This is a genomic window from Escherichia sp. E10V10, from assembly GCF_004211985.1.
Classification (GTDB): Bacteria; Pseudomonadota; Gammaproteobacteria; order Enterobacterales; family Enterobacteriaceae; genus Escherichia.
The window spans coordinates 346,286-371,144 of sequence record NZ_RHJO01000004.1 but is presented as its reverse complement, the minus strand read 5'-3'; the positions used below and the strand labels follow the sequence as shown (position 1 = coordinate 371,144).

The window sequence follows — 24,859 nt, the reverse complement described above, 5'->3', positions numbered from 1 at the left end:
TTACAGAGCATTATCGGCAGACACCCGCCGGACTTGAATTATTCAGAACAGATTATCGATACTCATACTGTAGGTTTTGCTCACCTTGTCGCTTACCGATTTCAATTGCTGAATCATATTGGTGAGTTTGCGGGCATACTCAGGATCGGTAGCATAGCCCGCGTCCTGTAATGCCTGCGCCCCCAACTCGGCGCTGGCAGCGCGAGTCACGGCGGCGTAGCGTGGATTACGGGTTAACAGCCCAACGTAATCTGACAATGCTTCGAAATAAGAACTGTAAACACGAAACTTCGCCTTTACTTTCTTCGCTTCGCCGTTTTCATATTCGGTAGTAGTGATTTCAGTAACTGGCCCTTTCCAGTTACCTGACGCTTTTACGCCAAACACGTTGTAGCTCGGCTCGCCATTTTCGCGACGAATTTGTCGTTGTCCCCATCCTGATTCCAGTGCAGCCTGGGCGAGAATCAGGTGATGTGGCACACCGCTTTGCTGACTTGCCAATTGAGCTGGGTGCGAGAGCTGTGCAAGGAACGCTTTGCTGTCACCAGGCAACAAAGCATCGAAATTGTGCGGTAAAGCTTTTTGCACCATCTGCTTGAGCGCTTTATTTTGAAAACTCATCACTGTTTCAAGTGGGAATTTCATCGGTCCGGCAGGCATTTCTTCTGCTGATAATGGCTGCTCTGGCGTCATCTGTTTTACCATCATCTCCGCAAGTCCCAGACCTTTGCCTGCTGTCATCTGTTGGGCTATCTGCTGGTCATACATGCTGGTGTAGAGCCGGGTATTCTCGCTGCTGAACAGGCCATCTTTCGGTAAGGCTTCACGCATACTTTTTAGCATCATCTGCACAAACATCCCTTCCACCTGGCGAGCTACCGGGCGAATATTTGCTGCTGGATCTTCGCCCGCTTTCGCTTTCAGATCGTTAAGTGATTGTGCATCCCAGGCGGCGCTCGCCAGCAGTTTGCTGTCGCTAATCATCAGATGATTTCCAGTTTTGCCCGCAGACATCCCGCGCTTTGCATAGATTGCAGTATGGACATTAAATCCATCGGGGTGGCTCCCAAGGCGTTGAGCGCGCGCACCACGTTATTGAGGCTGGCGCTGGAACGCACGCTTTGCAGCGAACCGCCGCTCTGGCGTAAGTCGATCTGTGTTTGTGGCGTTACCACGGTCTGCCCGCCACCAAACGGCGTATCTGGTTGGCTGACATTGGCCTGACGATTTACCGTAACCGAGAGATTGCCCTGCGCCACCGCGCAGCTGTCGAGGGTCACTTCACGATTCATCACCACCGAACCGGTGCGCGAGTTAATCACTACTTTGGCGTCCTGCGGGGTGACATTGACCTGCATATTCTGGATATCGGCAAGGAAACGCACCTGGGAACTATTACCGTTCGGCACGCGAACCTGAATAGTCCGCGCATCTAACGCCGTGGCACTGCCGAATCCTCGGGTGCGGTTGATGGTATCGGCGATCTGCTGCGCCATCGCGAAGTCTTCGTCATTTAGCTGCAAATTGAGGGTATTGCCAGCGCCGAATTGGCTGGGCAATTCGCGCTCAATAATCGCACCGTTGGTGATCCGCCCGCCATTCAGTTGGTTAACCTGAACACTGCTGCCTCCCGCTGATGCCCCCGCGCCTCCGACCAGAATATTGCCCTGCGCCAGCGCATAAACCTGGCTGTCGACGCCCTTAAGCGGTGTCATCAACAACGTACCGCCACGCAAGCTTTTGGCATTACCCATGGAAGAAACCACCACATCGATGGTTTGCCCCTGGCGTCCAAACGGCGGAAGTGACGCCGTCACCATTACCGCAGCGACGTTTTTTAGCTGCATATTGGTGCCTGTCGGAACGGTAATTCCCAACTGTGAGAGCATGTTATTAAGCGTTTGAGTGGTAAACGGTGTCTGGGTCGTCTGATCGCCCGTACCGTCAAGGCCAACAACAAGACCATAACCAATCAGCGAGTTTTGTCGTACGCCCTGTACGCTGGTGAGATCGCGGATGCGGTCAGCCTGTGCAACGGTCGCTACCAGCAGAAGAATGAATACAGAGAGAAATTTAATCACCACAGCCTCACTTACATTGGCGACAGGTTAAGGAAGAAACGCTGTAACCAGCCCATGTTTTGTGCTTCGTTAATGTAGCCATTGCCAACGTACTCAATGCGCGCGTCTGCCACCTGGGTTGACGGTACAGTGTTGCTGCCACTGATGGTGCGTGGATTGACCACGCCGGAGAAACGAATAAATTCCGTACCCTGATTAATGGCTATCTGTTTTTCGCCCACCACATGCAGGTTGCCGTTGACCAGCACCTGATCAACCGTCACGGTCAAGGTACCGCTAAAGGTATTGCTGGCATTTGCCCCGCCTTTACCATTGAAGCTATTACCGCCAGAGGCATCGACGTCGGCACGGGCATTACCAAACAGCCCCTGCAAATAGCGCGGCACAGTATCAAACCCGAAGTTGGTTTTTCCGTCGCGGCTGGCATTAGCAGACGAACTCTTGCTGGCGCTGACGTTTTCCTGCAACACAATAGTCAGCGTATCGCCGATATTGCGTGGTCGGCGATCTTCAAATAACGGCTGATAGCCATAATTAATCGGCTGGGCAGACTGAAAAATGGAACCATTGGCGACGGGCGTCGGGCCGGGTACAGGTTGTGCCGTGGTCACCCCCTGCACCAGCGGGGTAGACGGGATCCAGGCGCAGCCGGTCAGTGAAAGCACCAACAAGGTGGAAATGCCGTATTTTTTTCGCATGGCTATCATCTTCAAAAATCAATAAACCGGTAAGTTGCCCTACCGGTATGCTTTAGAGTTGCGTCAGTTTTTGCAGCATCTGGTCGGTGGTGGATACCGCTTTACTGTTGATTTCGTAGGCGCGCTGTACCTGAATCATGTTGACCAGTTCCTCCGCCACGTTGACGTTAGACGTTTCAACATATCCTTGATACAACAGCCCAGCGCCGTTCAGACCTGGCGTGCTTTCGTTCGGTGCGCCGGAGGATTGTGTTTCGGTGTAGAGGTTTTCGCCAATGCTCTCCAGGCCAGTGTCGTTCATAAACGTGGTCAGATTGAGTTGTCCAACCTGAACCGGAGCAGCCTGGCCTTGCTGGGTAACGCTGACCACGCCATCACGGCCAATGGTAATGCTTAACGCATTCGCCGGAATGGTGATTGCTGGCTGCACCTGAAAACCGCCCGCCGTCACCAGTTGCCCGTTCTGATCCACCTGAAAAGAGCCGTCGCGGGTATAGGCTGATGAGCCATCCGGCAGCATGACCTGGAAAAAGCCCTGTCCTTTAATCGCCACATCTTTGCTGTTATTGGTTTGCGACAGGTTGCCCTGGCTGTGTAAGCGTTCAGTGGCGACCGGACGCACCCCCGTACCGATTTGTAACCCGGATGGCAAGGTAGTTTGTTCGGAAGACTGTGCGCCAGGCTGGCGAATAGTTTGATAAAGTAAATCTTCAAACACCGCCCGCTGGCGCTTGAAACCATTGGTACTGACGTTTGCCAGGTTGTTGGCAATGACGTCCATATTGGTTTGCTGGGCGTCAAGGCCCGTTTTGGCGATCCATAATGAACTGATCATAAAATGTCCTGTAGTGGATTGCTGACAAATCGCATATGTCTTCTTGCCGGATGCGGCGTAAACGCCTTATCCGGCCTACAAGAGCTCGCAAAATCAATAAATTGCGAATCATCCCGCAGGCCCGTCGGGCAACTTATGTTTGTCATGTATCCTTTCAATTAACTCATCGACAGCAGTTGGTTGGCGCGACCAGCGTTATCATCGACGCTGCTTATTACCTTCATCTGCATTTCAAAACGCCGCGCACTGGCAATCATGTCGCTCATTGCCGAAACGGCATTGACGTTGCTACCTTCCAGCACGCCCGACATCACCCGTAACGTCGGGTCAGCCTGTAACACCGGACCACGCGCGGCCTGACTTTCCGCACTCAAACGAAAGATCCCGTCATCACCACGCTGCACTTCACTGCCCATGGCTTTCACCAGTTTCAATCGTCCTACTGGCGCAACGGTATTTGCCGGATCGCCCGGATTGAGCGCCGAAATGGTGCCATCGGCGGCGATAGTAATTTCCGCCCCTTCCGGCACGGCAATCGGCCCCGCCTCGCCAATCACCGGATACCCCTGAATCGTCAGTTGTCCACCTGGATCAACCTGAATGCTGCCATTACGCGTATACCCTTCGCTGCCGTCAGCGGTCTGCACGGCCAGCCAGCCATCCTGCTGCAACGCAACATCCAGGGGGCGCGAGGTGTAATCCATCTTGCCGGACGTCATATCTGCACCTGGCGTAGATGCCGTCACCAGAGTGCGTGTGGGCAGAGAAAGCCCTTCCACCGGCACCGCGCGCAAGGCGTTTAACTGCGCGCGAAAACCGGGCGTGGAGGCATTCGCCAGATTGCTGGCGGTCACCGCCTGTTGATTCAGCGTCTGGCTGGCGGCGCCCATCGCGGTATAGATTGCGTGATCCATCGAGCTATCCCGTCAGCAATTAGCGTAAGTTAACCAGCGTGTTGAGGATCTGGTCCTGAGTTTTGATGGTCTGGGCGTTAGACTGATAGTTACGCTGGGCGACAATCATATTGACCAGTTCTTTGCTGAGATCGACGTTGGACGCTTCCAGGGCGCCGTTGGTCAGTGCGCCAAAATTGCCAGTCCCGGCGGTTCCCAGCAGCGCGACACCAGAAGATTGCGTTGCAGACCAGACGTTGTCCCCCTCTGATGCCAGCCCTTCGTTGTTGGCAAAGTTGGCCAGCACAATCTGCCCCAGCAATTGGGTTTGTTCGTTCGAATAGTTCCCGACTACCGTGCCGTCATCGTTGATTTGATAACTCACCAGATCGCCCGGTTTGTAACCGTTCTGGGTGGTTGCCACAATATTGTTAGCGCCGGTGTTTTGCTGCATAGAGTTGAGAAAGCTGAGGGAGAATGTCGCAGGATCCGCGCCGTTAATCGCGCCAGTGGTAATATCCTTTGTTGGATCCGACGTCAGAAGACCATTGGCATCAAATTCCAGTGTTGTCGCTATCGTTGCAATGCTGTTTGGAGCACTACTATCCTGGGTGTAGACATCCCAGGTATTATCTTGCGTCTTCACAAAGTAGACGCTCATGTCATGGGCATTACCCTGACTGTCATACACCGTTACCGAACCTTTTTTGTTATAGCTATCGGCATCACTGGCGCTGAATGGCGTAACGGTAGGAAGCGTATCACTGGAGTTAAGGTTAATCTGCATGGACGCCGTGGTCGTGGTCTTCGCCGCCATCAAGGTATTTGGAATCGAAATATTGCCCGGATTCGCCCCTTGCTGGATGGTCGGAGGCGTACCAGTTGCCGGATACCCGGTCAACTGTAAACCTTGCATATTCACAAGGTTACGGTTTTCATCCAGTTTGAATTGTCCGTTACGGCTGTAAAACACCGAACCGTTACTGTCTACCAGACGGAAAAAACCGTTCTGGCTGATAGCAACGTCCAGCCCACGACCAGTATTTGTGGTAGTGCCATCGGTAAAATCCTGAGTGATGCCTGCAACTTTTACTCCCAGTCCCACTTTCGAACCAGCAAACATATCAGCAAAAGAAGCCGTGCCGGATTTAAAGCCATAGGTGGCGGAGTTGGCGATATTGTTGCCAATGACATCGAGATTGGTGGCGGCAGCGTTTAATCCGCTAACCGCTTGAGAAAAGGCCATGACTGACTCCTGAAATGTGAAGGCTTAAATTATCTGCCGTACTTCGTCGAGGGTGGTGGTGCCGTAAGTGCCGAGATCCAGCGTGTTACCGTTATTGCCGCGAATCACGCCCTGTACCAGCGCAAACTGCAATGGCTGGGCAACCAACTGCGTACCGCCGTTGCTGGCACTAATTGCCACGTTATAAGAACCGTTCGGCGCGGTCGTACCATCAGTCAACGTGCCGTCCCAGGTGAAACTGTGGACTCCGGCGCTGAGCTCACCAATATCAATGGTGCGCACAACTGCGCCATTTTTATCGGTTATGGTTGCGGTTACTTTATCTGCAGCCTGTTGCAGCTCAACACCAAACGGCGTGGTGGTGGTCACCGCCCCTTCTTCACTGCCAGTACCGGCAAGAATGGTGGTGCCGGGGATCATCACGCCGTGACCAATCAGGTTGCTGGCCTGTAGTGACTGGCTGTTATCAATCTGCCCGGAAATCGAACCGAGTGTGGTGTTGAGCTTTTCAATCCCGCTGACCGTGCTGATTTGCGCCAGTTGTGACGTCAGCTCGTTGTTTTCCATTGGATTGGTCGGATCCTGGTTTTTCAGTTGCGCCACCAGCAAAGTCAGAAAGCTGCTCTGTAAATCGGCGGCGTTACTGCCCGTAATCGAACTACTGCTGGTAGTGCTGACGCCGGTATTTGTCGGATCGGTGGTGGTTACCGCAATGGACATGACTTTCTCCTTTATTGACCGAGCGTGAGGGTTTTCAGCATCATGCTTTTCACCGTATTGAGTACTTCAACGTTGGCCTGATAGCTGCGCGACGCCGACATGGTGTTAACCATCTCGCCTACCACATCGACGTTTGGCATTTTCACGTAGCCCTTCGCGTCCGCCAGCGGATTACCCGGTTCATAGACCAGTTTGTCCGGGGCCTGGCTTTCAATCACGTCAGCCACTTTGACTCCGCCCGTCGCTGCCCCTGGCGCGGCGTTCACCTGGAACACCACCTGTTTTGCCCGATACGGCTGACCATCTGGCCCCGTCACGCTGTCGGCGTTGGCCAGGTTGCTGGCAGCCACGTTCAGACGCTGAGACTGAGCGGTTAACGCCGATCCGGCGATATCAAAAATATTCAGCAGTGCCATCCGTTAATTTCCGCTTTGTAATACGTTCATCATGCCTTTGATTTGTCCGCTCAACGCGCTAAGGCTCATCTGGTATTGCAGGCTGTTATCGGCAAACTGGGTGCGTTCGCGATCCATATCCACGGTATTGCCGTCCAGTGAAGGCTGGTCCGGAATACGGTATTGCAATTCTGTGGCAGGAGGTGACAACGCCTGTGCTGGAATATGCTGCGACGAGGTCAACGTCAGCGCGACCACGCTGGTTTCATCTCTCCCGCGCTGCATCACTTTTTTAAGTTCACTGGCAAAATCCATATCGCGCGCCTGATAACCAGGGGTATCGGCATTGGCGATATTTGCCGCCAGCACTTCCTGACGCTGGGCGCGCAGATTGAGTGCCTCTTGTTGAAAACGTAAGGCGGCGTCGAGCTTATCGAGCATATCTCCTCCGCAGATATCAAAATTCTGCCGTCAGCTTAAAGGCTTTACGCGCGCGTTATCGGCGGAATAAAAGCAAAATGGGTTGCTATTTATGCCGTTGATGGTCATTGCGTACGGGTACAATTCAGGCTGTGAAAATGGCCGGGGGCAAAAATGCTGACAATAATGCGCTGTGTGGCGATCATCTCGATGTTGTTCAGTCCACTTAGTGCGGCTGGCGATTTTCCCTCACAATTGCAAACCTTTTTCGTTGCACAACTGGCAGGGCTAAGTGATGAGGTCAACGTCTCTATTCGTACTGCTCCCAATTTATTGCCGCCATGCGAACAGCCGCTGCTTTCCATGACTAATAACGCCCGCCTGTGGGGCAATGTGAATGTGCTGGCACGTTGTGGCAACGATAAGCATTACGTGCAAGTGAATGTACAGGCGACAGGGAATTATGTTGTTGCAGCAATGCCGGTTGTGCGTGGGGGAAAGCTTGACGCAGGCAGTGTAAAACTTAAACGCGGCAGACTGGATACACTACCGCCGCGTACCGTTCTGGATGCTAATCAACTGGTTGATGCGGTTAGCCTGCGCGATTTGGTCCCCGGACAACCTATACAGCTGACTATGCTGCGTCAGGCCTGGCGGGTAAAAGCAGGACAACGCGTTAACGTGATTGCCAGTGGCGATGGGTTCAGTGCAAATGCTGAAGGTCTGGCGCTGAATAACGCTTCCGTCGCGCAAAAAGCCCGCGTGAGAATGATATCGGGTCAGGTAGTCAGTGGCGTAGTGGATGCCGATGGGAATATTCTTATAAACCTGTAAGCTATTAAAGATTGCCCGTCCATTGCCGATAAATAAGCAACAAATGATAAAGCGCCCTCAATGAGGAATAAACCATGAGTATTGACCGCACTTCCCCCCTGAAGCCTGTAAGCACCGTTCAGCCACGTGAAACCAGTGACGCTCCGGTAGCCAATAACCGCGCAGCAAAAACGACGGCTACCGCCAGTACTAACGTCAAGTTAAGCGATGCGCAGGCAACACTGATGCAACCGGGCAGCAGTGATATCAATCTTGAACGCGTTGAAGCATTAAAATTGGCGATTCGTAATGGTGAACTAAAAATGGATGTCGGCAAAATTGCCGATGCGCTGATCAACGAAGTGCAACAAGATTTAATGAGTAAATAATCAGATGCCGCGTCTTGCTGAGATTCTCAACCAGATGTCTGTGGTGCTTAACGAGCTTAATATAGTGATGGTCCAGGAGCAGCAACATCTCTCTATGGGGCAGTTCACCGGTAGCCAGTTGCAACATATTACAGAACAAAAAAGCTCAATGCTGGCGACTCTGGATTACCTGGAACAGTTGCGTCGACAGGCACCGGATACAGAAATAAGTGAAGATATTGCGCAATGCTGGCAGGAAATCACCGAGAAAACGCAGCAATTGCGCCAGTTAAATCAGCATAACGGCTGGCTACTGGAAGGGCAGATTGAGCGCAATCAACAGGCACTGGAAATGCTGAAACCGCATCAGGAGCCAACACTGTACGGGGCGAACGGTCAGACCTCAACACCCTGGCGCGGTGGTAAAAAGATTTCTATTTGAAGATTTTCTCCGGCCTGCGATGCAGGCCGGAATTCTACGTTAAGCAGTGCGACGAGCAAATTCTTTTACTTTGAAGCCCAACACGGCCAGTGCGGCAAAGTACGCTGCAATTCCCGCAACAACGACCGCCATCAAACGCAGTAAACGCCAGGGCATAGTGCCTAACGACCAGTCCGGCATAATATGCAACATGCCTAAAAGCACACCAGACATCACCAGAACCGCCACGAGTAAACGCAGCAGAAACGCAGTCCAGCCGGGTTGTGGAGTAAAGATTTTCTGCTTACGCAACTGCCAGTAAAGCAGCGAAGCATTCAGACACGCCGCCAGACCAATGGAAAGCGACAGTCCGGCATGTTTCAACGGGCCGATAAATGCAAGGTTCATCAATTGCGTCAAAATCAGCGTGACGATGGCAATTTTCACCGGCGTTTTAATATCCTGCCGTGAATAAAAGCCCGGAGCCAGCACTTTCACCACAATCAGGCCAATCAAACCTACCGAGTAGGCAATTAACGCCCGCTGGGTCATCAACGCATCAAAGGCGGTAAATTTACCGTACTGGAACAGCGAAACAGTTAACGGACCGGAGAGGATGCCCAGCGCCACCGCACTTGGCAGCGCCAGCAGGAAACAAAGACGCAGCCCCCAGTCCATCAGACGGTTGTATTCATCGTGATTACCGCTGGCAAAACTTTTCGACAACGACGGCAGCAAAATGGTCCCCAGCGCCACGCCCAGTACACCGGACGGAAACTCCATCAAACGGTCGGCATAATACATCCATGACACCGAGCCGGAGGCAAGAAATGAGGCAAAAATAGTGTTGATGATTAAGGAAATCTGGCTAACAGAGACGCCAAGAATCGCCGGCCCCATCTGTTTCACTACGCGCATCGCCCCGGCATCGTGGAAGTTAATGCGCGGCAATACCAACATACCAATCTTCTTCAGATGCGGTAGCTGATAAACCAGTTGCAGGATGCCGCCCACCGTAACTGCCCACGCCAGCGCCAGCACTGGTGGATTAAAGTACGGCGCTGCAAACAGCGCAAAGCCAATCATGCTGATGTTGAGTAACGTTGGGGCAAATGCCGGAATCGAGAAACGGTTCCAGGTATTCAGAATTGCCCCCACCAGCGATGCCAGTGAAATCAATAAGATATAAGGAAAAGTAATCTGTAATAACTGGCTGGTAAGTGCGAATTTGTCGGCAGTATCCGCAAAGCCCGGCGCGGTCACCATGATCACCCACGGCGCGGCGAGCATACCGGCAACCGTCACAACCGCCAGCGCCAGTGTCAGCAGGCCAGAGACATAGGAGACAAAGACCCGCGTGGCGTCTTCGCCCTGCTTGCTTTTATATTCCGCCAGAATCGGCACGAAAGCCTGGGAGAATGCCCCTTCAGCAAAGATACGGCGTAACAAGTTAGGAAGTTTGAACGCGACAAAAAAGGCGTCGGTTGCCATCCCTGCGCCAAATATTCTGGCGACAATAGCGTCGCGTGCGAAGCCAAGCACTCGCGAAAACATGGTCATCGAGCTGACGGCGGCCAGCGATTTTAATAAATTCATCGGTGTTCTAATCCAGACCCACGGGCAAAACGCCTGCAAGGCAGGCGCTGAAAGAGGCGAATAGTCTACCTGGATTATGGTGAATTACTACCGCCAGATGTTACAGGGTTTATTCACTCATCGCATCGCGCCAGATCTTATCAACGATGCGCTGCGCCAGCACCGCCTGTTCACCCGCGGTTTGCGGAACTGTCTGATTTTGCACGCATTCAATGAAATGGCGCGCGCAACCGACAAATCCACGCTGCTCGAGGGTACTTTGCCAGCCAGGAATCGGTTTATGCACCACGCCCTGACCACGCTCCTCACGCCATTCACGCATATCGGTGATGTCGATTAATGCCCCTTCAGTCACTGCCAGCACCGCTTCACGCTGACTTCCGGCACGACGATGCATACAGGTGGTGATTTGTAACTGACCTGCCGAAAAATGGTGCTCGGCAAACAGCATTTCGCCAGACTCATTGGTCAGCAACGTACCGCTTTCGAGAGTTGCATTGCCGCCAGACAACCACAGCGCGGTATCAACCACATGCAGATAATCATCCAGCAAGGTGAAATAAAGATCGTGTGGCCCGACGCTATTGGTACGATGTTTATCCATTCTTAGCGAGGACGCGCTGGCAAGCTGGGTTTTTAACTCACAGTACAGCGGCGCGAAACGGCGGTTAAAGCCGACCATCAATGTCAGTTTTTTGCGCGCTGCGAGTTCCACCAGTCGCTCGGCATCGCGCAGATTTTCCGCCAGCGGTTTATCGACACAGACATGTACACCAGCATTTAATAACGCACTGACCACCTCAAAATGACTGGCGGTGCTGGAGTGGACAAATACCGCATCGCAACTGGCGGCAAGGTTAGATAACGAATCGGCGTAAGGAATGCGCCAGCTTTCACAAATTGAGATGGCTTTCTCACGCGTTGGCGACCACGCCCCTTGTAGCGTCCAGTCAGACGCCGCTGCCAGCACTGGCAGCCACGCTTTTTGCGCGATGCCGCCTAAACCCACTACGCCGATACGTAATTTTTTCACGTTAATCTCCCAGATGGGCCAGCAACGAATCAAGACGCTGTTTCAGTTCTGCCACCTCGATTTCCAGGGCTTCGACGCGGGATTGTAAATCACCGCCAACCGCGTCCGACGTTTCCGTAAGCACAGGCTGATCATCCACCTCGCCACTGAAAAGATGCATATAGCGGCTTTCGCGTTTACCCGGTTCGCGAGCCAGACGAACGACAAAAGGCCCATCTTCGCGATTAGCCAGTTGTTCCAGCGTCGTTTCTACTTCCGTCATATCGCTGAATTCATACATCCGCGCCGCGCGACTGCGCAGTTCACCTGGCGTCTGAGCACCGCGCAACAACAAGGTGGTAATTAATGCGACTTCTGCGGCGCTAAGTTTCAGGTCACCAAACTCAGAGTTGCAGAAACGCTGTTCATATTTGGTGACTCGATTACCAAAGCCACTCACCGTGCGCAGATAATGGCGTTTTACCAGATTATCCAGTTGCTCCTGTACCTCGGATTCGCTCAGATTCATTACCGGTTCACGGTTTGTTTTCTGGTTACAGGCCGTTACCACGCCATTCACGGAAAGCGGGTATTGCTCCGGCGTCGTCACCTGTTTTTCCAGCAAACAGCCAATCACACGGGCTTCCAGTGCGGTAAGTTGATACTTCATGAAATTCTCCTTAGCGGCCGGGCGTCCAGTCCGGGGTGGTTAATGCCGTCAGTACGTGATCGCGCCATTTTCCATCAATCAACAAATAATCTTTCGCATAGCCTTCTTTTTCAAACCCCAACCGCGCCAGCAAATCACCGCTGCGTTTATTGTGCGGCATATAGTTGGCCATAATGCGATGAATATGTTGGGTACGTTGCATATAGCGAATGGCGGCGGTCAGAGCTTCAAACATCAGTCCTTTACCCTGCCATTTTTGTCCGATCGAATAACCGAGATAACAGGCGTGAAAAGAGCCGCGTACCACATTGGAAAAATTGGCTACGCCAATAATCTCTTTCTCATCTGGATCAAATAATCCAAAGTAAAAGGCTGAGCCCTGTTTATGAAATTCGTTAATCATGCTTAACCTGGCCTGCCAGCCTGAAGGATAGCAGTGGCTTTCATCGCGCACCGGCTCCCAGGGCTTCAGGAAATGGCGATTCTCTGCGTAATAATCCGCCAGTCGCCAGGCATCACGTTCATGCACCAGACGCACGACCAGTCGGTCGGTGGTTAAGCGCACTTTTGGCACGTTACTGCGATAGCCAAACATTCTATACCTACTCCTTCCCGTAACGTCTTTAATACGCTGTAAGTATTACTATACCTGCGCAACCAGAGCCTGTGAAAAGTCCAAAATGCCATTTTCTGCATTATTCACATATTGGATAAAAATTCTCTATCAAAGCGACGTTTTGATAAAAAAATATTGTCCCCGATATGATGGGAAAAATCTTAGCAGCAATGCAGAATAGAAAGTGCTCATCTTTTATTTCCCGGGAGGGGAAATGTCGCGCGTGTCGCAGGCGAGGAACCTGGGTAAATATTTCCTTCTCGTCGATAATATGCTGGTCGTGCTGGGGTTCTTTGTTGTCTTCCCGCTGATCTCTATCCGCTTCGTTGATCAAATGGGCTGGGCCGCCGTAATGGTCGGTATTGCCCTCGGTCTGCGTCAGTTCATTCAGCAAGGATTAGGCATTTTCGGCGGTGCTATTGCCGACCGTTTTGGCGCTAAACCGATGATCGTTACCGGTATGCTGATGCGCGCCGCCGGATTCGCCACCATGGGCATCGCCCATGAGCCCTGGATGCTGTGGTTTTCTTGTTTGCTCTCGGGCCTTGGCGGTACGTTATTTGATCCGCCGCGTTCGGCGCTGGTGGTGAAATTAATTCGTCCGGAACAACGGGGCCGTTTTTTCTCCCTGTTGATGATGCAGGACAGTGCCGGTGCGGTCATTGGCGCGCTGTTGGGGAGTTGGTTATTGCAATACGATTTTCGCCTGGTCTGCGCCACGGGGGCAATTCTGTTTGTATTGTGTGCAGCGTTTAACGCCTGGCTGTTGCCCGCATGGAAACTCTCTACCGTGCGCACGCCAGTCCGCGAAGGCATGACCCGCGTGATGCGCGATAAACGTTTTGTCACCTATGTCCTGACACTCGCGGGCTACTACATGCTGGCTGTGCAGGTGATGTTGATGCTGCCGATTATGGTCAACGACGTTGCCGGAGCGCCCTCTGCCGTTAAATGGATGTATGCCATCGAAGCGTGTCTGTCGTTAACGTTGCTCTACCCTATCGCCCGCTGGAGCGAAAAGCGTTTTCGTCTGGAACACCGGTTGATGGCGGGGCTACTGGTGATGTCATTAAGCATGATACCCGTGGGCATGGTCAGCGGCCTGCAACAACTTTTCACCCTGATTTGTCTGTTTTATATTGGCTCGATCATTGCCGAACCTGCGCGTGAAACTCTTAGCGCCTCGTTAGCGGATGCACGAGCGCGCGGCAGTTATATGGGATTTAGTCGGCTGGGCCTGGCAATAGGCGGCGCTATTGGCTATATCGGCGGCGGCTGGCTGTTTGACCTGGGTAAATCCACGCAACAACCGGAGTTGCCGTGGATGATGTTGGGCGTTATTGGCATCATCACCTTCCTTGCGTTGGGCTGGCAATTTAGCCATAAACGTGCCGCGCGTCGGTTGCTGGAACACGACGCCTGATTTGATACTCCCCCCTGACTCCTCCATACTGAAAGTGAACTGACAGCCAAATGGAGGAGTCACGTGAAGCTATATATTTACGATCACTGCCCTTACTGCCTCAAAGCCCGCATGATTTTCGGCCTGAAAAATATCCCCGTCGAATTACACGTTCTGCTCAACGACGATGCAGAAACACCCACCCGGATGGTCGGTCAAAAACAGGTTCCCATTCTGCAAAAAGATGACAGCCGCTATATGCCAGAAAGCATGGACATTGTTCACTATGTTGATAAGCTCGACGGCAAACCGTTACTGACGGGTAAACGCTCCCCTGCCATTGAAGAGTGGCTGCGCAAGGTCAACGGCTATGCCAATAAACTGCTGTTGCCGCGTTTTGCCAAATCGGCTTTTGATGAGTTTTCTACTCCCGCCGCACGCAAATACTTCATCGACAAGAAAGAGGCCAGCGCGGGTAATTTTGCCGAGCTTCTCTCTCATTCTGATGGGTTAATTAAAAATATCAGCGATGATTTACGTGCACTGGATAAACTCATCGTCAAGCCAAACGCCGTGAATGGCGAGCTTTCGGAAGATGACATTCAACTTTTTCCGCTGCTGCGTAATCTGACGCTGGTTGCAGGAATAAACTGGCCAAGCCGCGTCGCTGATTACCGCGATAACATGGCCAAACAGACGCAAATCAATTTGCTATCATCAATGGCGATTTAATCCTGGCCTGCCGCGGCAGCCTGTATTCGCGGGTTGCCGCTGTTTTCAGTTTTTTCTGCTGGCGAGTTTATCGCTGGTGACACATGCTGCGTTGTGTCAGGATATTGACGCAGATTTCATGTCGAGGACTACCATGAACAAGTTTTTATTTGCCGCTGCATTAATCGTCAGTGGCCTGCTCGTTGGCTGTAATCAACTCACCCAATACACCATCACCGAACAAGAGATTAACCAGTCGCTTGCGAAACATAATAATTTCTCAAAAGATATCGGTTTGCCCGGCGTGGCTGACGCCCATATAGTTCTGACAAACCTGACCAGCCAAATTGGTCGTGAAGAACCTAATAAGGTTACCCTAACCGGGGACGCCAATCTGGATATGAACTCTCTGTTCGGTAGCCAAAAAGCAACCATGAAACTGAAGCTGAAAGCGCTGCCTGTGTTTGATAAAGAGAAAGGCGCCATCTTCCTGAAAGAGATGGAAGTGGTCGACGCGACCGTGCAGCCGGAAAAAATGCAAACCGTGATGCAAACGTTACTTCCCTATTTGAATCAGGCATTACGCAATTACTTTAACCAGCAGCCGGCTTACGTCCTGCGCGAAGATGGCAGCAAAGGCGAAGCAATGGCTAAAAAACTGGCAAAAGGCATTGAAGTGAAACCAGGTGAAATAGTCATTCCGTTCACTGATTAATTACGAGGGCGTATTTGCGCCCTTTATTTTTCGTGCAAAGGAAAACGTTTCCGCTTATCCTTTGTGTCCGGCAAAAACATCCCTTCAGCCGGAGCATAGAAATTAATGACTGCACCATCCCAGGTATTAAAGATCCGCCGCCCAGACGACTGGCACCTTCACCTCCGCGATGGCGACATGTTAAAAACTGTCGTGCCGTATACCAGCGAAACCTATGGTCGGGCCATCGTTATGCCCAATCTGGCACCGCCTGTAACAACAGTTGAGGCTGCTGTGGCTTATCGCCAACGTATCCTTGACGCCGTACCGGACGGACACGATTTCACCCCGCTGATGACCTGTTATTTAACAGATTCACTGGACCCCAATGAGCTGGAGCGTGGATTTAACGAAGGCGTGTTCACCGCCGCAAAACTTTACCCTGCGAACGCCACCACCAACTCCAGCCACGGTGTGACGTCGGTTGACGCTATCATGCCAGTACTTGAGCGCATGGAAAAAATCGGCATGCCGCTGCTGGTGCATGGTGAAGTGACCCATGCTGACATCGACATTTTTGACCGTGAAGCGCGCTTTATTGAGACGGTCATGGAGCCGCTACGCCAGCGCCTGACCGCGCTGAAAGTCGTTTTTGAGCACATCACCACCAAAGACGCTGCCGACTATGTCCGTGACGGAAATGAACTATTGGCTGCCACCATTACTCCCCAGCATCTGATGTTTAACCGTAACCATATGCTGGTTGGCGGTGTGCGTCCGCATCTCTACTGTCTGCCGATCCTCAAACGCAATATTCACCAACAGGCGCTGCGTGAGCTGGTCGCCAGTGGTTTTGATCGCGTTTTTCTGGGTACCGATTCCGCGCCTCATGCTCGTCATCGTAAAGAGAGTAGCTGCGGCTGTGCAGGTTGCTTTAATGCGCCATCGGCACTGGGTAGCTATGCAACCGTATTTGAAGAGATGAATGCACTACAGCATTTTGAAGCATTCTGTTCTTTAAACGGGCCGAAATTCTATGGATTACCGGTCAACGACACATTCATCGAACTGGTACGTGAAGAGCAACAGGTTGCTGAAAGCATCGCACTGACTGATGACACACTGGTGCCATTCCTCGCCGGGGAAACGGTACGCTGGTCCGTTAAACAATAAAAATCGTAGCTTCCTGTTGTCATTAGGTTATTTTACCTGTATAAATAACCAGTATATTCAACAGGGGGCTATTATGCGAATTGAAGTCACCATAGCGAAAACTTCTCCACTACCCACTGGGGCCATTGACGCTCTGGCGGGTGAACTTTCTCGTCGCATTCAGTATGCGTTTCCGGACAATGAAGGTCACGTATCGGTACGATATGCTGCGGCAAATAATTTATCGGTTATTGGCGCAACAAAAGAAGATAAACAGCGCATTAGCGAAATTCTACAAGAAACGTGGGAAAGCGCCGATGACTGGTTTGTTAGCGAATAATATGCAGTGATGTTTGTTTTGCCGGGTCGCCCCGGCTTTTTTATATTTTAAGATTGTTCGTACAAATTTTACACTTCCTCAAAATAATTGCACAATATGCTAAAAAAATATGAATGACATGCTGTTTTATTGTTCATATAAATCTTAAAAGCAAAAAAATATCTCACTACCCCTTTAAAATTTCGGTGAATAGCCATATTTATTGATATACTGAAGTTGCTTCAGATAAAAACGCATTGAACCTCGAATAACGTTGTCTAGTAACACGAATTAGGGGGCCATGATGGAAAAAAACAATGAAGTCATTCAGACTCATCCGCTCGTAGGGTGGGACATCAGCACCGTTGATAGTTATGATGCGCTGATGTTGCGTTTGCACTACCAGACCCCAAATAAGTCCGAGCAGGAAGGGACTGAAGTTGGTCAGACACTCTGGTTAACTACTGATGTTGCCAGACAATTTATTTCGATATTAGAAGCAGGAATCGCCAAAATTGAATCTGGTGATTTCCATGTCAATGAGTATCGTCGTCATTAACATGACATGACCATCCACCCAAAAGGCACCTTAACGGTGCCTTTACCATTTCTGGGTTGTATATCGTTTGTTACTTATTTACTCTGCTTAAACCATGAGAGCAGAGAGAAAAAAATGAAATACGATCTCATCATTATTGGCAGCGGTTCCGTAGGCGCTGCAGCCGGGTATTATGCCACCCAGGCCGGTTTGAAAGTGCTGATGACCGACAGCCATATGCCGCCACATCAACACGGCAGTCACCATGGAGATACGCGATTAATTCGTCATGCTTATGGCGAAGGCGAAAAGTATGTCCCGCTAGTACTCCGTGCGCAAACCCTGTGGGATGAACTCTCCCGTCACAACGAAGAAGACCCCGTTTTTGTGCGCTCCGGCGTCATCAACCTCGGCCCTGCCGACTCCGAATTTCTCGCCAATGTCGCCCACAGCGCGGAACAATGGCAACTCAACGTCGAAAAACTGGATGCACAGACAATTATGGCTCGCTGGCCGGAAATACGCGTCCCTGACAATTACATCGGCTTGTTTGAGGCCGATTCCGGTTTTTTACGCAGCGAACTGGCGATTAAAACCTGGATCAAACTGGCGAATGAAGCTGGCTGCGCGCAACTGTTTAACTGTCCGGTCACCGCAATTCGTCATGATGATAACGGCGTAACTATTGAAACGGCGGACGGCGAGTACCAGGCGAAGAAAGCGATCGTCTGTGCGGGTACCTGGGTAAAAGAGCTGCTACCAGAACTGCCCATCCAGCCCGTACGTAAAGTATTCGCCTGGTATCAGGCCGATGGCCGCTATAGCGTGAAAAATAAATTCCCGGCCTTTACCGGTGAATTGCCCAATGGCGATCAATACTACGGTTTTCCGGCGGAAAACGATGCTCTGAAGATTGGGAAACATAACGGTGGTCAGGTCATTCATTCAGCGGATGAACGTGTTCCGTTTGCGGAAATTGACAGTGACGGTTCCGAAGCTTTCCCATTCTTACGTAGTGTGTTGCCAGGTATCGGCTGCTGCCTGTATGGCGCGGCTTGCACCTATGATAATTCGCCTGACGAAGATTTTATTATCGATACCCTACCAGGACACGCTAATACGCTACTGATTACCGGCCTGAGTGGGCATGGTTTTAAATTTGCTTCGGTATTAGGGGAAATAGCCGCTGACTTTGCGCAAGACAAAAAAATCGATTTTGATTTAACGCCATTCCGGCTTTCCCGCTTCCAATAATCATCTTCACGGCCTCCAAGTTGAGGCCGTTTTTACAGGAGCTTTTAATGCGTCGCCTGGTGAACTATCTCATCAATAATATTCGCGAACATCTCATGCTTTATCTTTTTCTCTGGGGGGTATTGGCGATTATGGATCTGATCTATGTGTTTTATTTTTAATCGCCAGGCGCTGACACAAACTGACAAAAATTTAATTTCCCTTTCATTTGGCGTGAAAATTTGAATAAGCTTATTCCAGTCGCAACAGCATTCACCAGACATCCCTCAGCCTGGAACCACTAAACTTATGAAGATTCTTTCATTATTAAATCAAAATTATTGAAATAAAAATAAATATCATTCGGATTGTTGTTTTTAAGTTGCAATTCATCTCGTGACAGGCCATTTTCATTACCTCGTGAATATGTTCTGGATGCAGTTATGCAATTCATAAATTCCCCTCAACGCTATGGTGTTATTTCTGCCGCTTTACATTGGCTAACGGCAATTACTGTCTATGGCATGTTTGCTTTAGGTTTGTGGATGGTAACGTTAAGTTATTACGACCGTTGGTATCATAAGGCGCCAGAGTTGCATAAAAGCATCGGTATTCTATTAATGATGGGGCTGGTTATTCGCGTTCTCTGGCGTTTAATTTCTCCTCCGCCTGGCCCACTGAAAAGCTATTCCCCCGGTATACGTTACGGAGCGAAAGCAGGCCATCTGGCACTTTATCTTTTGCTCTTTGCTATTGGCTTGAGCGGCTACCTTATTTCGACCGCCGATGGCAAACCCATCAGCATCTTTGGTTGGTTTGAAATACCCGCAACGCTTGCCGACGCAGGCACGCAAGCTGACTTAGCAGGAGCTCTACATTTCTGGTTTGCCTGGAGTGTCGTCGTCCTGTCAGTTATGCACGGATTTATGGCGCTGAAACATCATTTCATCGATAAAGACGACACCCTGAAGCGCATGCTGGGAAAGTCGTCATCTGACTATGGAGTATAAAAAATGAAAAAAAGCCTGCTTGGTTTAACCTTCGCTTCCCTGTTGTTCTCTGCCGGTTCAGCTATCGCTGCCGATTACAAAATTGACAAAGAAGGCCAGCACGCCTTTGTCAATTTCCGCATTCAACATTTGGGCTACAGCTGGGTTTACGGCACTTTTAAAGATTTCGACGGTACTTTTACGTTTGATGAAAAGAATCCGGCGGCCGATAAAGTCAATGTCACCATTAATACCACCAGCGTGGATACCAACCATGCCGAGCGCGATAAACATCTGCGCAGCGCGGATTTCCTCAACACAGCAAAATATCCGCAGGCAACCTTTACGTCCACTAGCGTAAAAAAAGACGGTGACGAGCTGGATATCACAGGTGATCTGACACTGAATGGCGTAACTAAACCAGTAACGCTGGAAGCGAAGTTGATTGGTCAGGGCGACGACCCATGGGGTGGTAAACGTGCAGGCTTCGAAGCTGAAGGTAAAATTAAGCTGAAAGACTTCAATATCAAGTCAGATTTAGGTCCGGCCTCTCAGGAAGTTGATCTGATTATTTCGGTGGAAGGTGTACAGCAGAAATAATGCTGAAATGTTGCCGGATGACGCGCATCCGGCAATGATGTTTATTCCGCAGGATCAGGTATGCCCAGTGTCGTATTCAGGCGTCCCCGCGACTTATTGAAGATTTTATTGCCATTTTCTCGCCCGGCTCGACGGCGTCGTTGTTCTTCTGGCGGTAATGCGCTCTCTTCGCAGCAAATCTCACTACAACACCCCTTGAATTTCTCAGCACACGTCGGACACTGGATAAACAGCAAGTGACAGCCATCATTTTTACAGTTGGTATGGCTGTCGCATGGCGTGCCGCACTGATGGCAATGTGCAATAATTTCATCAGAGATGCGCTCGCCCATCCGTTCGTCAAAAACGAAATTTTTGCCAACAAAACGCACTGGTAAGCCTTGTTCACGCGCCTTACGGGCGTATTCAATAATGCCGCCTTCAATATGCCAGACTTTATTAAAGCCGTTATGCTTCATCCAGGCACTGGCCTTTTCGCAACGAATGCCACCAGTGCAGTACATGACGATTTTTTTATCTTTATGCGTCTGCATCATCTCAACCGCTTTCGGCAGTTGTTCACGAAAGGTATCAGCCGGAATTTCCAACGCATTTTCGAAATGACCGACTTCATATTCATAGTGGTTGCGCATGTCGATAAACAGCGTATCGGGATCATCAAGCATGGCATTCACTTCCGCCGCTTGCAGGTATTCCCCGACATTAGTGGCATCAAATTGAGGATCGTCAATCCCGTCAGCGACAATCCGCTCGCGGACCTTCATGCGCAGCACCCAGAAGGATTTCCCGTCATCATCCAACGCAATATTCAGGCGTAAACCCTCTAACGCAGGATCAAAAGCATAAAGCTGTGCGCGAAATGTCTCGACGTTGCTCGCTGGTACACTAATTTGCGCGTTGATCCCCTCATGAGCCAGATAGACCCGGCCAAAAACATTCAACGAAGCAAATAGCTGATATAAAGCATCGCGGGTCACTTTAGGATCGGCAATATGGAAATATTTATAAAACGAAATGGTGGTGCGCGGTTCACTCTCGGCCAGCATTTTGGCTTTCAGTGCGTCGTTGGAAATTCGGTTGTGTAACACTGGCATGGTGTACGGTTCCTGCGAGGTGGGAAAGTAAAATCCGGCGCATGATATAGCAATAATCGCAAATTAACATCCACACATTTTACGCTACATTTGCGCATTAAAAATTATTAATGGTTTACATGCGCGACATTTTCGCCCAGTCTTCAGCCTCAAATTTTGGTTGAGGGCGAAAAAATGCGACAATACATACAATTGCCCGTATAGGTTGAAAGACAGGATTGATATGACGAATCTACCCAAGTTCTCCACCGCACTGCTTCATCCGCGTTATTGGTTAACCTGGTTGGGTATTGGCGTACTTTGGTTGGTCGTGCAATTGCCCTACCCGATTATCTATCGCCTCGGCTGTGTGACAGGACGACTGGCGTTACGTTTTATGAAACGACGCGCCAAAATTGTGCATCGCAACCTGGAACTGTGCTTCCCGGAAATGAGCGAACAAGAGCGCCAGCAGATGGTGATTAAGAATTTTGAATCCGTTGGCATGGGACTGATGGAAACCGGCATGGCATGGTTCTGGCCAGAAAGTCGGGTTGCCCGCTGGACGGAAGTTATCGGCATGGAGCATGTCCGTGACGTGCAGGCGCAAAAGCGTGGCATCCTGTTAGTTGGCATCCATTTTCTGACGCTGGAACTCGGTGCACGACAATTTGGAATGCAGGAACCGGGGATCGGGGTTTATCGCCCAAATGACAATCCATTGATCGACTGGCTGCAAACCTGGGGCCGCCTGCGTTCGAATAAATCAATGCTCGATCGCAAAGATTTAAAAGGGATGATTAAAGCACTTAAAAAAGGTGAAGTCGTCTGGTATGCGCCGGATCACGATTACGGTCCGCGCTCAAGCGTTTTTGTGCCATTGTTCGCCGTTGAGCAGGCGGCAACCACTAGCGGCACCTGGATGTTGGCACGAATGTCCGGCGCATGTCTGGTGCCATTTGTCCCTCGTCGTAAGCCGGACGGCAAAGGTTATCAGTTGATCATGCTACCGCCAGAGTGTTCACCGCCTCTGGATAACGCTGAAACCACCGCCGCGTGGATGAACAAAGTGGTCGAAAAATGCATCATGATGGCGCCAGAACAGTACATGTGGCTGCATCGCCGCTTCAAAACGCGCCCGGAAGGCGTTCCTTCACGTTACTAACCTTCTTTATGCCGGATGCGCAGCATCGCATCCGGCACTTCAGCATCAAATCCCCTGATTTAGCGATAAAAGCTCTCTGCATTGCGTCACTTATAAGTCAGGCGCATAATTAGTGTGCTTATCTTTTATTCTCTTGTTCACCGCGCCCTGGCGCACCAACAGCGGATTGCTATGTCACCCTGTGAAAATGACACTCCCATAAACTGGAAACGAAACCTGCTCGTTGCCTGGCTTGGCTGTTTTCTTACCGGCGCCGCCTTCAGTCTGGTTATGCCGTTCTTACCCCTCTACGTTGAGCAACTTGGCGTTACGGGCCACTCGGCGCTAAATATGTGGTCAGGGATTGTCTTCAGTATTACCTTTCTATTTTCCGCCATTGCTTCTCCGTTCTGGGGAGGATTAGCTGACCGCAAAGGTCGAAAAATTATGCTCCTGCGCTCTGCCCTCGGGATGGGTATCGTGATGGTGCTGATGGGGGTAGTGCAAAATATCTGGCAATTTCTGATCCTGCGAGCATTGCTGGGTCTGCTCGGTGGATTTGTCCCTAATGCCAACGCACTAATCGCCACTCAGGTCCCACGCAATAAAAGCGGCTGGGCGCTGGGTACGCTCTCTACCGGTGGGGTTAGCGGCGCGCTGCTCGGCCCCATGGCTGGCGGCTTGCTTGCCGATAACTACGGCTTACGTCCGGTATTTTTTATTACCGCCAGTGTGCTAATACTCTGCTTTTTCGTCACTCTGTTTTGTATCAAAGAGAAATTCCAGCCAGTCAGCAAAAAAGAGATGCTGCACATGCGGGATGTCGTGACATCGCTTAAAAACCCGAAGCTGGTACTTAGCCTGTTTGTCACAACATTAATCATCCAGGTCGCCACCGGTTCAATCGCGCCAATCCTGACACTCTATGTCCGCGAACTGGCGGGGAATGTCAGTAATGTTGCTTTTATCAGCGGCATGATTGCCTCGGTCCCCGGCGTGGCTGCGCTACTTAGCGCGCCACGACTTGGCAAACTGGGGGATCGTATCGGGCCAGAGAAGATCCTGATAACGGCGCTGCTCTTTTCTGTGCTGCTGTTAATCCCTATGTCTTACGTCCAGACACCATTCCAACTGGGGGTTTTACGCTTTTTACTCGGGGCCGCCGATGGTGCGTTACTCCCCGCAGTACAAACGCTACTGGTCTATAACTCAACAAACCAAATCGCCGGACGAATTTTCAGCTACAACCAGTCATTTCGTGATATTGGCAACGTTACGGGACCATTGATGGGCGCGGCTATCTCGGCAAACTATGGTTTCCGCGCAGTGTTTCTGGTCACCGCAGGAGTTGTGTTGTTTAACGCGGTTTATTCCTGGAACAGTTTGCGTCGCCGCCGATTGCCCCAAGTGACAGGCTGATTTTTCGCCTTTCATACTTGCGAAAGCGCATAATCAGCTATTCTTTCCCTGAATACATCATCAAATCAAAGGGAGAATCGTGATGACTATGTACGCAACGCTTGAAGAAGCCATTGATGCCGCACGGGAAGAATTTCTTGCTGACAACCCCGGAATCGATGCAGATGAAGCAAATGTGCAACAGTTCAATGTCCAGAAATACATTCTGCAAGATGGCGACATTATGTGGCAGGTTGAGTTTTTTGCTGATGAAGGCGAAGAAGGTGAATGTCTGCCAATGTTCAGCGGTGAAGCTGCACAAAGCGTCTTTGACGGCGATTATGATGAAATTGAAATCCGCCAGGAATGGCAGGATGAAAATACGCTGCATGAATGGGACGAAGGCGAATTTCAGCTTGAGCCGCCTCTGGATACTGAAGAAGGACGCGCTGCCGCCGATGAATGGGATGAGCGTTAATTACTCATATGGCCCATGTTGAATATCAATGGGCAGGAGTAAGGTATCAAAGACGAGGGAGAACGGCAGATCGAGGATCGTAACATAGCGCCATGCGGAGTCACGAACATCCCATTGCACTCCGGGATAATATTGGTTGCCATGCCCCTGCCCCGGTAAAGTGCGGCTAATGATGCTGCCACAGCCACTCAGTAAGGTAACCATGATGCCTACCACAATGAAACGCATTTGATACCTCTTTCCTAAAAAAATACCGGCATTATGCCGGTATTTTTATTGGCTCGTTGTTTTTGCCGGATGCGGCATGAATGCCTTATCCGACCTACAAAATCTTGCAAACTCAA

At 50.8% G+C, this 24,859-nt stretch carries 31 protein-coding genes; 16 read left to right on the top strand and 15 right to left on the bottom strand.

Annotated elements, in window-relative coordinates; translation table 11 throughout:
• Positions 1 to 42: 42 nt before the first annotated feature.
• The 9 genes from flgJ to flgB form a co-directional block, all read right to left on the bottom strand.
• Positions 43 to 984: a flagellar assembly peptidoglycan hydrolase FlgJ gene (gene flgJ / locus D9736_RS10550; protein ID WP_130258294.1), complete on the bottom strand. Its 942-nt coding sequence runs from the start codon at positions 982 to 984 to the stop codon at positions 43 to 45.
• Positions 984 to 2,081, bottom strand: a complete 1,098-nt coding sequence (gene flgI / locus D9736_RS10545; RefSeq protein WP_130258293.1) for a flagellar basal body P-ring protein FlgI — start codon at positions 2,079 to 2,081, stop codon at positions 984 to 986. The genes flgJ and flgI overlap by 1 nt, the downstream gene beginning before the upstream one ends.
• 11 nt (positions 2,082 to 2,092) lie before the next feature.
• Positions 2,093 to 2,788, bottom strand: coding sequence for a flagellar basal body L-ring protein FlgH (gene flgH / locus D9736_RS10540; protein ID WP_130222889.1), 696 nt, complete (start codon positions 2,786 to 2,788; stop codon positions 2,093 to 2,095).
• Positions 2,789 to 2,831: 43 nt separating this feature from the next.
• Positions 2,832 to 3,614 carry a flagellar basal-body rod protein FlgG gene (gene flgG, locus D9736_RS10535; protein ID WP_000625837.1) on the bottom strand — a complete coding sequence of 261 codons (783 nt, stop codon included), beginning with the start codon at positions 3,612 to 3,614 and terminating at the stop codon, positions 2,832 to 2,834.
• Positions 3,615 to 3,772: 158 nt separating this feature from the next.
• Entirely contained in the window at positions 3,773 to 4,528 is a 756-nt protein-coding gene (gene flgF, locus D9736_RS10530; protein WP_130258292.1) for a flagellar basal-body rod protein FlgF, read from the bottom strand.
• Positions 4,529 to 4,547: 19 nt separating this feature from the next.
• Positions 4,548 to 5,753 (bottom strand): flagellar hook protein FlgE, encoded by a 1,206-nt coding sequence (gene flgE / locus D9736_RS10525; protein WP_130258291.1) that lies wholly within the window; start codon positions 5,751 to 5,753, stop codon positions 4,548 to 4,550.
• A gap of 24 nt (positions 5,754 to 5,777) precedes the next feature.
• Entirely contained in the window at positions 5,778 to 6,473 is a 696-nt protein-coding gene (gene flgD / locus D9736_RS10520; protein ID WP_064528545.1) for a flagellar hook assembly protein FlgD, read from the bottom strand.
• An 11-nt stretch (positions 6,474 to 6,484) separates the two neighbouring features.
• Positions 6,485 to 6,889, bottom strand: a complete 405-nt coding sequence (flgC, locus tag D9736_RS10515; RefSeq protein WP_001196460.1) for a flagellar basal body rod protein FlgC — start codon at positions 6,887 to 6,889, stop codon at positions 6,485 to 6,487.
• A 3-nt stretch (positions 6,890 to 6,892) separates the two neighbouring features.
• A complete protein-coding gene (gene flgB / locus D9736_RS10510) occupies positions 6,893 to 7,309 on the bottom strand; it encodes a flagellar basal body rod protein FlgB (protein WP_130216143.1) in 417 nt (138 codons plus the stop codon).
• 153 nt (positions 7,310 to 7,462) lie between these two features.
• Between flgB and flgA the strand changes: the two genes are divergently transcribed.
• From flgA to flgN, 3 genes are all read left to right on the top strand, one after another.
• A complete protein-coding gene (gene flgA / locus D9736_RS10505; protein WP_130258290.1) occupies positions 7,463 to 8,122 on the top strand; it encodes a flagellar basal body P-ring formation chaperone FlgA in 660 nt (219 codons plus the stop codon).
• Between the two features lie 74 nt (positions 8,123 to 8,196).
• The gene (flgM, locus tag D9736_RS10500) at positions 8,197 to 8,490 is read left to right on the top strand and encodes a flagellar biosynthesis anti-sigma factor FlgM (RefSeq protein WP_130258289.1); all 294 of its coding nucleotides are present in this window, start codon (positions 8,197 to 8,199) and stop codon (positions 8,488 to 8,490) included.
• Between the two features lie 4 nt (positions 8,491 to 8,494).
• Positions 8,495 to 8,911 carry a flagella biosynthesis chaperone FlgN gene (gene flgN, locus D9736_RS10495; RefSeq protein WP_130205509.1) on the top strand — a complete coding sequence of 139 codons (417 nt, stop codon included), beginning with the start codon at positions 8,495 to 8,497 and terminating at the stop codon, positions 8,909 to 8,911.
• Positions 8,912 to 8,950: 39 nt separating this feature from the next.
• Here flgN and murJ read toward each other — a convergent pair whose 3' ends face one another.
• The 4 genes from murJ to rimJ all read right to left on the bottom strand — a co-directional run bounded on the left by murJ (position 8,951) and on the right by rimJ (position 12,763).
• Positions 8,951 to 10,486, bottom strand: coding sequence for a murein biosynthesis integral membrane protein MurJ (gene murJ / locus D9736_RS10490; RefSeq protein WP_130205507.1), 1,536 nt, complete (start codon positions 10,484 to 10,486; stop codon positions 8,951 to 8,953).
• A 109-nt stretch (positions 10,487 to 10,595) separates the two neighbouring features.
• Positions 10,596 to 11,519: a Gfo/Idh/MocA family oxidoreductase gene (locus D9736_RS10485; protein WP_130215874.1), complete on the bottom strand. Its 924-nt coding sequence runs from the start codon at positions 11,517 to 11,519 to the stop codon at positions 10,596 to 10,598.
• A gap of 1 nt (position 11,520) precedes the next feature.
• Complete coding sequence (locus D9736_RS10480; RefSeq protein WP_064528533.1) at positions 11,521 to 12,168, bottom strand: YceH family protein; 648 nt, start codon at positions 12,166 to 12,168, stop codon at positions 11,521 to 11,523.
• Between the two features lie 10 nt (positions 12,169 to 12,178).
• Positions 12,179 to 12,763, bottom strand: coding sequence for a ribosomal protein S5-alanine N-acetyltransferase (gene rimJ / locus D9736_RS10475; protein ID WP_130205501.1), 585 nt, complete (start codon positions 12,761 to 12,763; stop codon positions 12,179 to 12,181).
• Positions 12,764 to 12,998: 235 nt separating this feature from the next.
• Between rimJ and mdtH the strand changes: the two genes are divergently transcribed.
• The 10 genes from mdtH to D9736_RS10425 all read left to right on the top strand — a co-directional run bounded on the left by mdtH (position 12,999) and on the right by D9736_RS10425 (position 20,422).
• Complete coding sequence (gene mdtH, locus D9736_RS10470) at positions 12,999 to 14,207, top strand: multidrug efflux MFS transporter MdtH (RefSeq protein WP_130215870.1); 1,209 nt, start codon at positions 12,999 to 13,001, stop codon at positions 14,205 to 14,207.
• Positions 14,208 to 14,270: 63 nt separating this feature from the next.
• A complete protein-coding gene (gene grxB / locus D9736_RS10465; protein WP_064670262.1) occupies positions 14,271 to 14,918 on the top strand; it encodes a glutaredoxin 2 in 648 nt (215 codons plus the stop codon).
• Between the two features lie 133 nt (positions 14,919 to 15,051).
• Positions 15,052 to 15,612 carry a lipoprotein gene (locus D9736_RS10460; RefSeq protein WP_032183927.1) on the top strand — a complete coding sequence of 187 codons (561 nt, stop codon included), beginning with the start codon at positions 15,052 to 15,054 and terminating at the stop codon, positions 15,610 to 15,612.
• A 105-nt stretch (positions 15,613 to 15,717) separates the two neighbouring features.
• On the top strand, positions 15,718 to 16,764 hold the full coding sequence (pyrC, locus tag D9736_RS10455) for a dihydroorotase (RefSeq protein ID WP_130215868.1): 1,047 nt from the start codon (positions 15,718 to 15,720) through the stop codon (positions 16,762 to 16,764).
• 73 nt (positions 16,765 to 16,837) lie between these two features.
• Positions 16,838 to 17,083: a DNA damage-inducible protein I gene (gene dinI / locus D9736_RS10450; RefSeq protein ID WP_001217771.1), complete on the top strand. Its 246-nt coding sequence runs from the start codon at positions 16,838 to 16,840 to the stop codon at positions 17,081 to 17,083.
• A gap of 283 nt (positions 17,084 to 17,366) precedes the next feature.
• A complete protein-coding gene (bssS, locus tag D9736_RS10445; RefSeq protein ID WP_000414435.1) occupies positions 17,367 to 17,621 on the top strand; it encodes a biofilm formation regulator BssS in 255 nt (84 codons plus the stop codon).
• Positions 17,622 to 17,735: 114 nt separating this feature from the next.
• On the top strand, positions 17,736 to 18,854 hold the full coding sequence (gene solA / locus D9736_RS10440; protein ID WP_130258288.1) for an N-methyl-L-tryptophan oxidase: 1,119 nt from the start codon (positions 17,736 to 17,738) through the stop codon (positions 18,852 to 18,854).
• A 47-nt stretch (positions 18,855 to 18,901) separates the two neighbouring features.
• Positions 18,902 to 19,015: a YceO family protein gene (locus D9736_RS10435; RefSeq protein ID WP_001253741.1), complete on the top strand. Its 114-nt coding sequence runs from the start codon at positions 18,902 to 18,904 to the stop codon at positions 19,013 to 19,015.
• A 261-nt stretch (positions 19,016 to 19,276) separates the two neighbouring features.
• Positions 19,277 to 19,843 carry a cytochrome b gene (locus D9736_RS10430; RefSeq protein ID WP_130258287.1) on the top strand — a complete coding sequence of 189 codons (567 nt, stop codon included), beginning with the start codon at positions 19,277 to 19,279 and terminating at the stop codon, positions 19,841 to 19,843.
• Positions 19,844 to 19,846: 3 nt separating this feature from the next.
• Positions 19,847 to 20,422, top strand: a complete 576-nt coding sequence (locus D9736_RS10425; RefSeq protein WP_064528519.1) for a YceI family protein — start codon at positions 19,847 to 19,849, stop codon at positions 20,420 to 20,422.
• Positions 20,423 to 20,463: 41 nt separating this feature from the next.
• On the opposite strand, the gene D9736_RS10420 is transcribed toward D9736_RS10425, so the two are convergent.
• Entirely contained in the window at positions 20,464 to 21,516 is a 1,053-nt protein-coding gene (locus D9736_RS10420; protein WP_130222911.1) for a rhodanese-related sulfurtransferase, read from the bottom strand.
• A 223-nt stretch (positions 21,517 to 21,739) separates the two neighbouring features.
• On the opposite strand from D9736_RS10420, the gene lpxL reads away from it, so the two are divergent.
• The 3 genes from lpxL to D9736_RS10405 all read left to right on the top strand — a co-directional run bounded on the left by lpxL (position 21,740) and on the right by D9736_RS10405 (position 24,515).
• Positions 21,740 to 22,660, top strand: coding sequence for a kdo(2)-lipid IV(A) lauroyltransferase (lpxL, locus tag D9736_RS10415; RefSeq protein ID WP_130258286.1), 921 nt, complete (start codon positions 21,740 to 21,742; stop codon positions 22,658 to 22,660).
• 171 nt (positions 22,661 to 22,831) lie between these two features.
• On the top strand, positions 22,832 to 24,058 hold the full coding sequence (mdtG, locus tag D9736_RS10410) for a multidrug efflux MFS transporter MdtG (protein ID WP_130215860.1): 1,227 nt from the start codon (positions 22,832 to 22,834) through the stop codon (positions 24,056 to 24,058).
• An 82-nt stretch (positions 24,059 to 24,140) separates the two neighbouring features.
• Positions 24,141 to 24,515 (top strand): MysB family protein, encoded by a 375-nt coding sequence (locus D9736_RS10405; RefSeq protein ID WP_130205483.1) that lies wholly within the window; start codon positions 24,141 to 24,143, stop codon positions 24,513 to 24,515.
• Here D9736_RS10405 and D9736_RS10400 read toward each other — a convergent pair whose 3' ends face one another.
• Positions 24,516 to 24,743 (bottom strand): YceK/YidQ family lipoprotein, encoded by a 228-nt coding sequence (locus D9736_RS10400; RefSeq protein WP_130205481.1) that lies wholly within the window; start codon positions 24,741 to 24,743, stop codon positions 24,516 to 24,518. It abuts the gene before it with no gap.
• Positions 24,744 to 24,859 lie beyond the last annotated feature (116 nt).

What these genes read in the sequence shown, in the direction of transcription:
- flgJ (WP_130258294.1), bottom strand. Translation starts at nt 984, where the DNA reads ATGATTAGCGACAGCAAACTGCTGGCGAGCGCCGCCTGGGATGCACAA.
- flgH (WP_130222889.1), bottom strand. Translation starts at nt 2,788, where the DNA reads ATGATAGCCATGCGAAAAAAATACGGCATTTCCACCTTGTTGGTGCTT.
- flgG (WP_000625837.1), bottom strand. Translation starts at nt 3,614, where the DNA reads ATGATCAGTTCATTATGGATCGCCAAAACGGGCCTTGACGCCCAGCAA.
- flgF (WP_130258292.1), bottom strand. Translation starts at nt 4,528, where the DNA reads ATGGATCACGCAATCTATACCGCGATGGGCGCCGCCAGCCAGACGCTG.
- flgE (WP_130258291.1), bottom strand. Translation starts at nt 5,753, where the DNA reads ATGGCCTTTTCTCAAGCGGTTAGCGGATTAAACGCTGCCGCCACCAAT.
- flgD (WP_064528545.1), bottom strand. Translation starts at nt 6,473, where the DNA reads ATGTCCATTGCGGTAACCACCACCGATCCGACAAATACCGGCGTCAGC.
- flgC (WP_001196460.1), bottom strand. Translation starts at nt 6,889, where the DNA reads ATGGCACTGCTGAATATTTTTGATATCGCCGGATCGGCGTTAACCGCT.
- flgB (WP_130216143.1), bottom strand. Translation starts at nt 7,309, where the DNA reads ATGCTCGATAAGCTCGACGCCGCCTTACGTTTTCAACAAGAGGCACTC.
- flgA (WP_130258290.1), top strand. Translation starts at nt 7,463, where the DNA reads ATGCTGACAATAATGCGCTGTGTGGCGATCATCTCGATGTTGTTCAGT.
- flgM (WP_130258289.1), top strand. Translation starts at nt 8,197, where the DNA reads ATGAGTATTGACCGCACTTCCCCCCTGAAGCCTGTAAGCACCGTTCAG.
- flgN (WP_130205509.1), top strand. Translation starts at nt 8,495, where the DNA reads ATGCCGCGTCTTGCTGAGATTCTCAACCAGATGTCTGTGGTGCTTAAC.
- murJ (WP_130205507.1), bottom strand. Translation starts at nt 10,486, where the DNA reads ATGAATTTATTAAAATCGCTGGCCGCCGTCAGCTCGATGACCATGTTT.
- D9736_RS10480 (WP_064528533.1), bottom strand. Translation starts at nt 12,168, where the DNA reads ATGAAGTATCAACTTACCGCACTGGAAGCCCGTGTGATTGGCTGTTTG.
- rimJ (WP_130205501.1), bottom strand. Translation starts at nt 12,763, where the DNA reads ATGTTTGGCTATCGCAGTAACGTGCCAAAAGTGCGCTTAACCACCGAC.
- mdtH (WP_130215870.1), top strand. Translation starts at nt 12,999, where the DNA reads ATGTCGCGCGTGTCGCAGGCGAGGAACCTGGGTAAATATTTCCTTCTC.
- D9736_RS10460 (WP_032183927.1), top strand. Translation starts at nt 15,052, where the DNA reads ATGAACAAGTTTTTATTTGCCGCTGCATTAATCGTCAGTGGCCTGCTC.
- pyrC (WP_130215868.1), top strand. Translation starts at nt 15,718, where the DNA reads ATGACTGCACCATCCCAGGTATTAAAGATCCGCCGCCCAGACGACTGG.
- dinI (WP_001217771.1), top strand. Translation starts at nt 16,838, where the DNA reads ATGCGAATTGAAGTCACCATAGCGAAAACTTCTCCACTACCCACTGGG.
- bssS (WP_000414435.1), top strand. Translation starts at nt 17,367, where the DNA reads ATGGAAAAAAACAATGAAGTCATTCAGACTCATCCGCTCGTAGGGTGG.
- solA (WP_130258288.1), top strand. Translation starts at nt 17,736, where the DNA reads ATGAAATACGATCTCATCATTATTGGCAGCGGTTCCGTAGGCGCTGCA.
- D9736_RS10435 (WP_001253741.1), top strand. Translation starts at nt 18,902, where the DNA reads ATGCGTCGCCTGGTGAACTATCTCATCAATAATATTCGCGAACATCTC.
- D9736_RS10430 (WP_130258287.1), top strand. Translation starts at nt 19,277, where the DNA reads ATGCAATTCATAAATTCCCCTCAACGCTATGGTGTTATTTCTGCCGCT.
- D9736_RS10425 (WP_064528519.1), top strand. Translation starts at nt 19,847, where the DNA reads ATGAAAAAAAGCCTGCTTGGTTTAACCTTCGCTTCCCTGTTGTTCTCT.
- D9736_RS10420 (WP_130222911.1), bottom strand. Translation starts at nt 21,516, where the DNA reads ATGCCAGTGTTACACAACCGAATTTCCAACGACGCACTGAAAGCCAAA.
- lpxL (WP_130258286.1), top strand. Translation starts at nt 21,740, where the DNA reads ATGACGAATCTACCCAAGTTCTCCACCGCACTGCTTCATCCGCGTTAT.
- mdtG (WP_130215860.1), top strand. Translation starts at nt 22,832, where the DNA reads ATGTCACCCTGTGAAAATGACACTCCCATAAACTGGAAACGAAACCTG.
- D9736_RS10405 (WP_130205483.1), top strand. Translation starts at nt 24,141, where the DNA reads ATGACTATGTACGCAACGCTTGAAGAAGCCATTGATGCCGCACGGGAA.
- D9736_RS10400 (WP_130205481.1), bottom strand. Translation starts at nt 24,743, where the DNA reads ATGCGTTTCATTGTGGTAGGCATCATGGTTACCTTACTGAGTGGCTGT.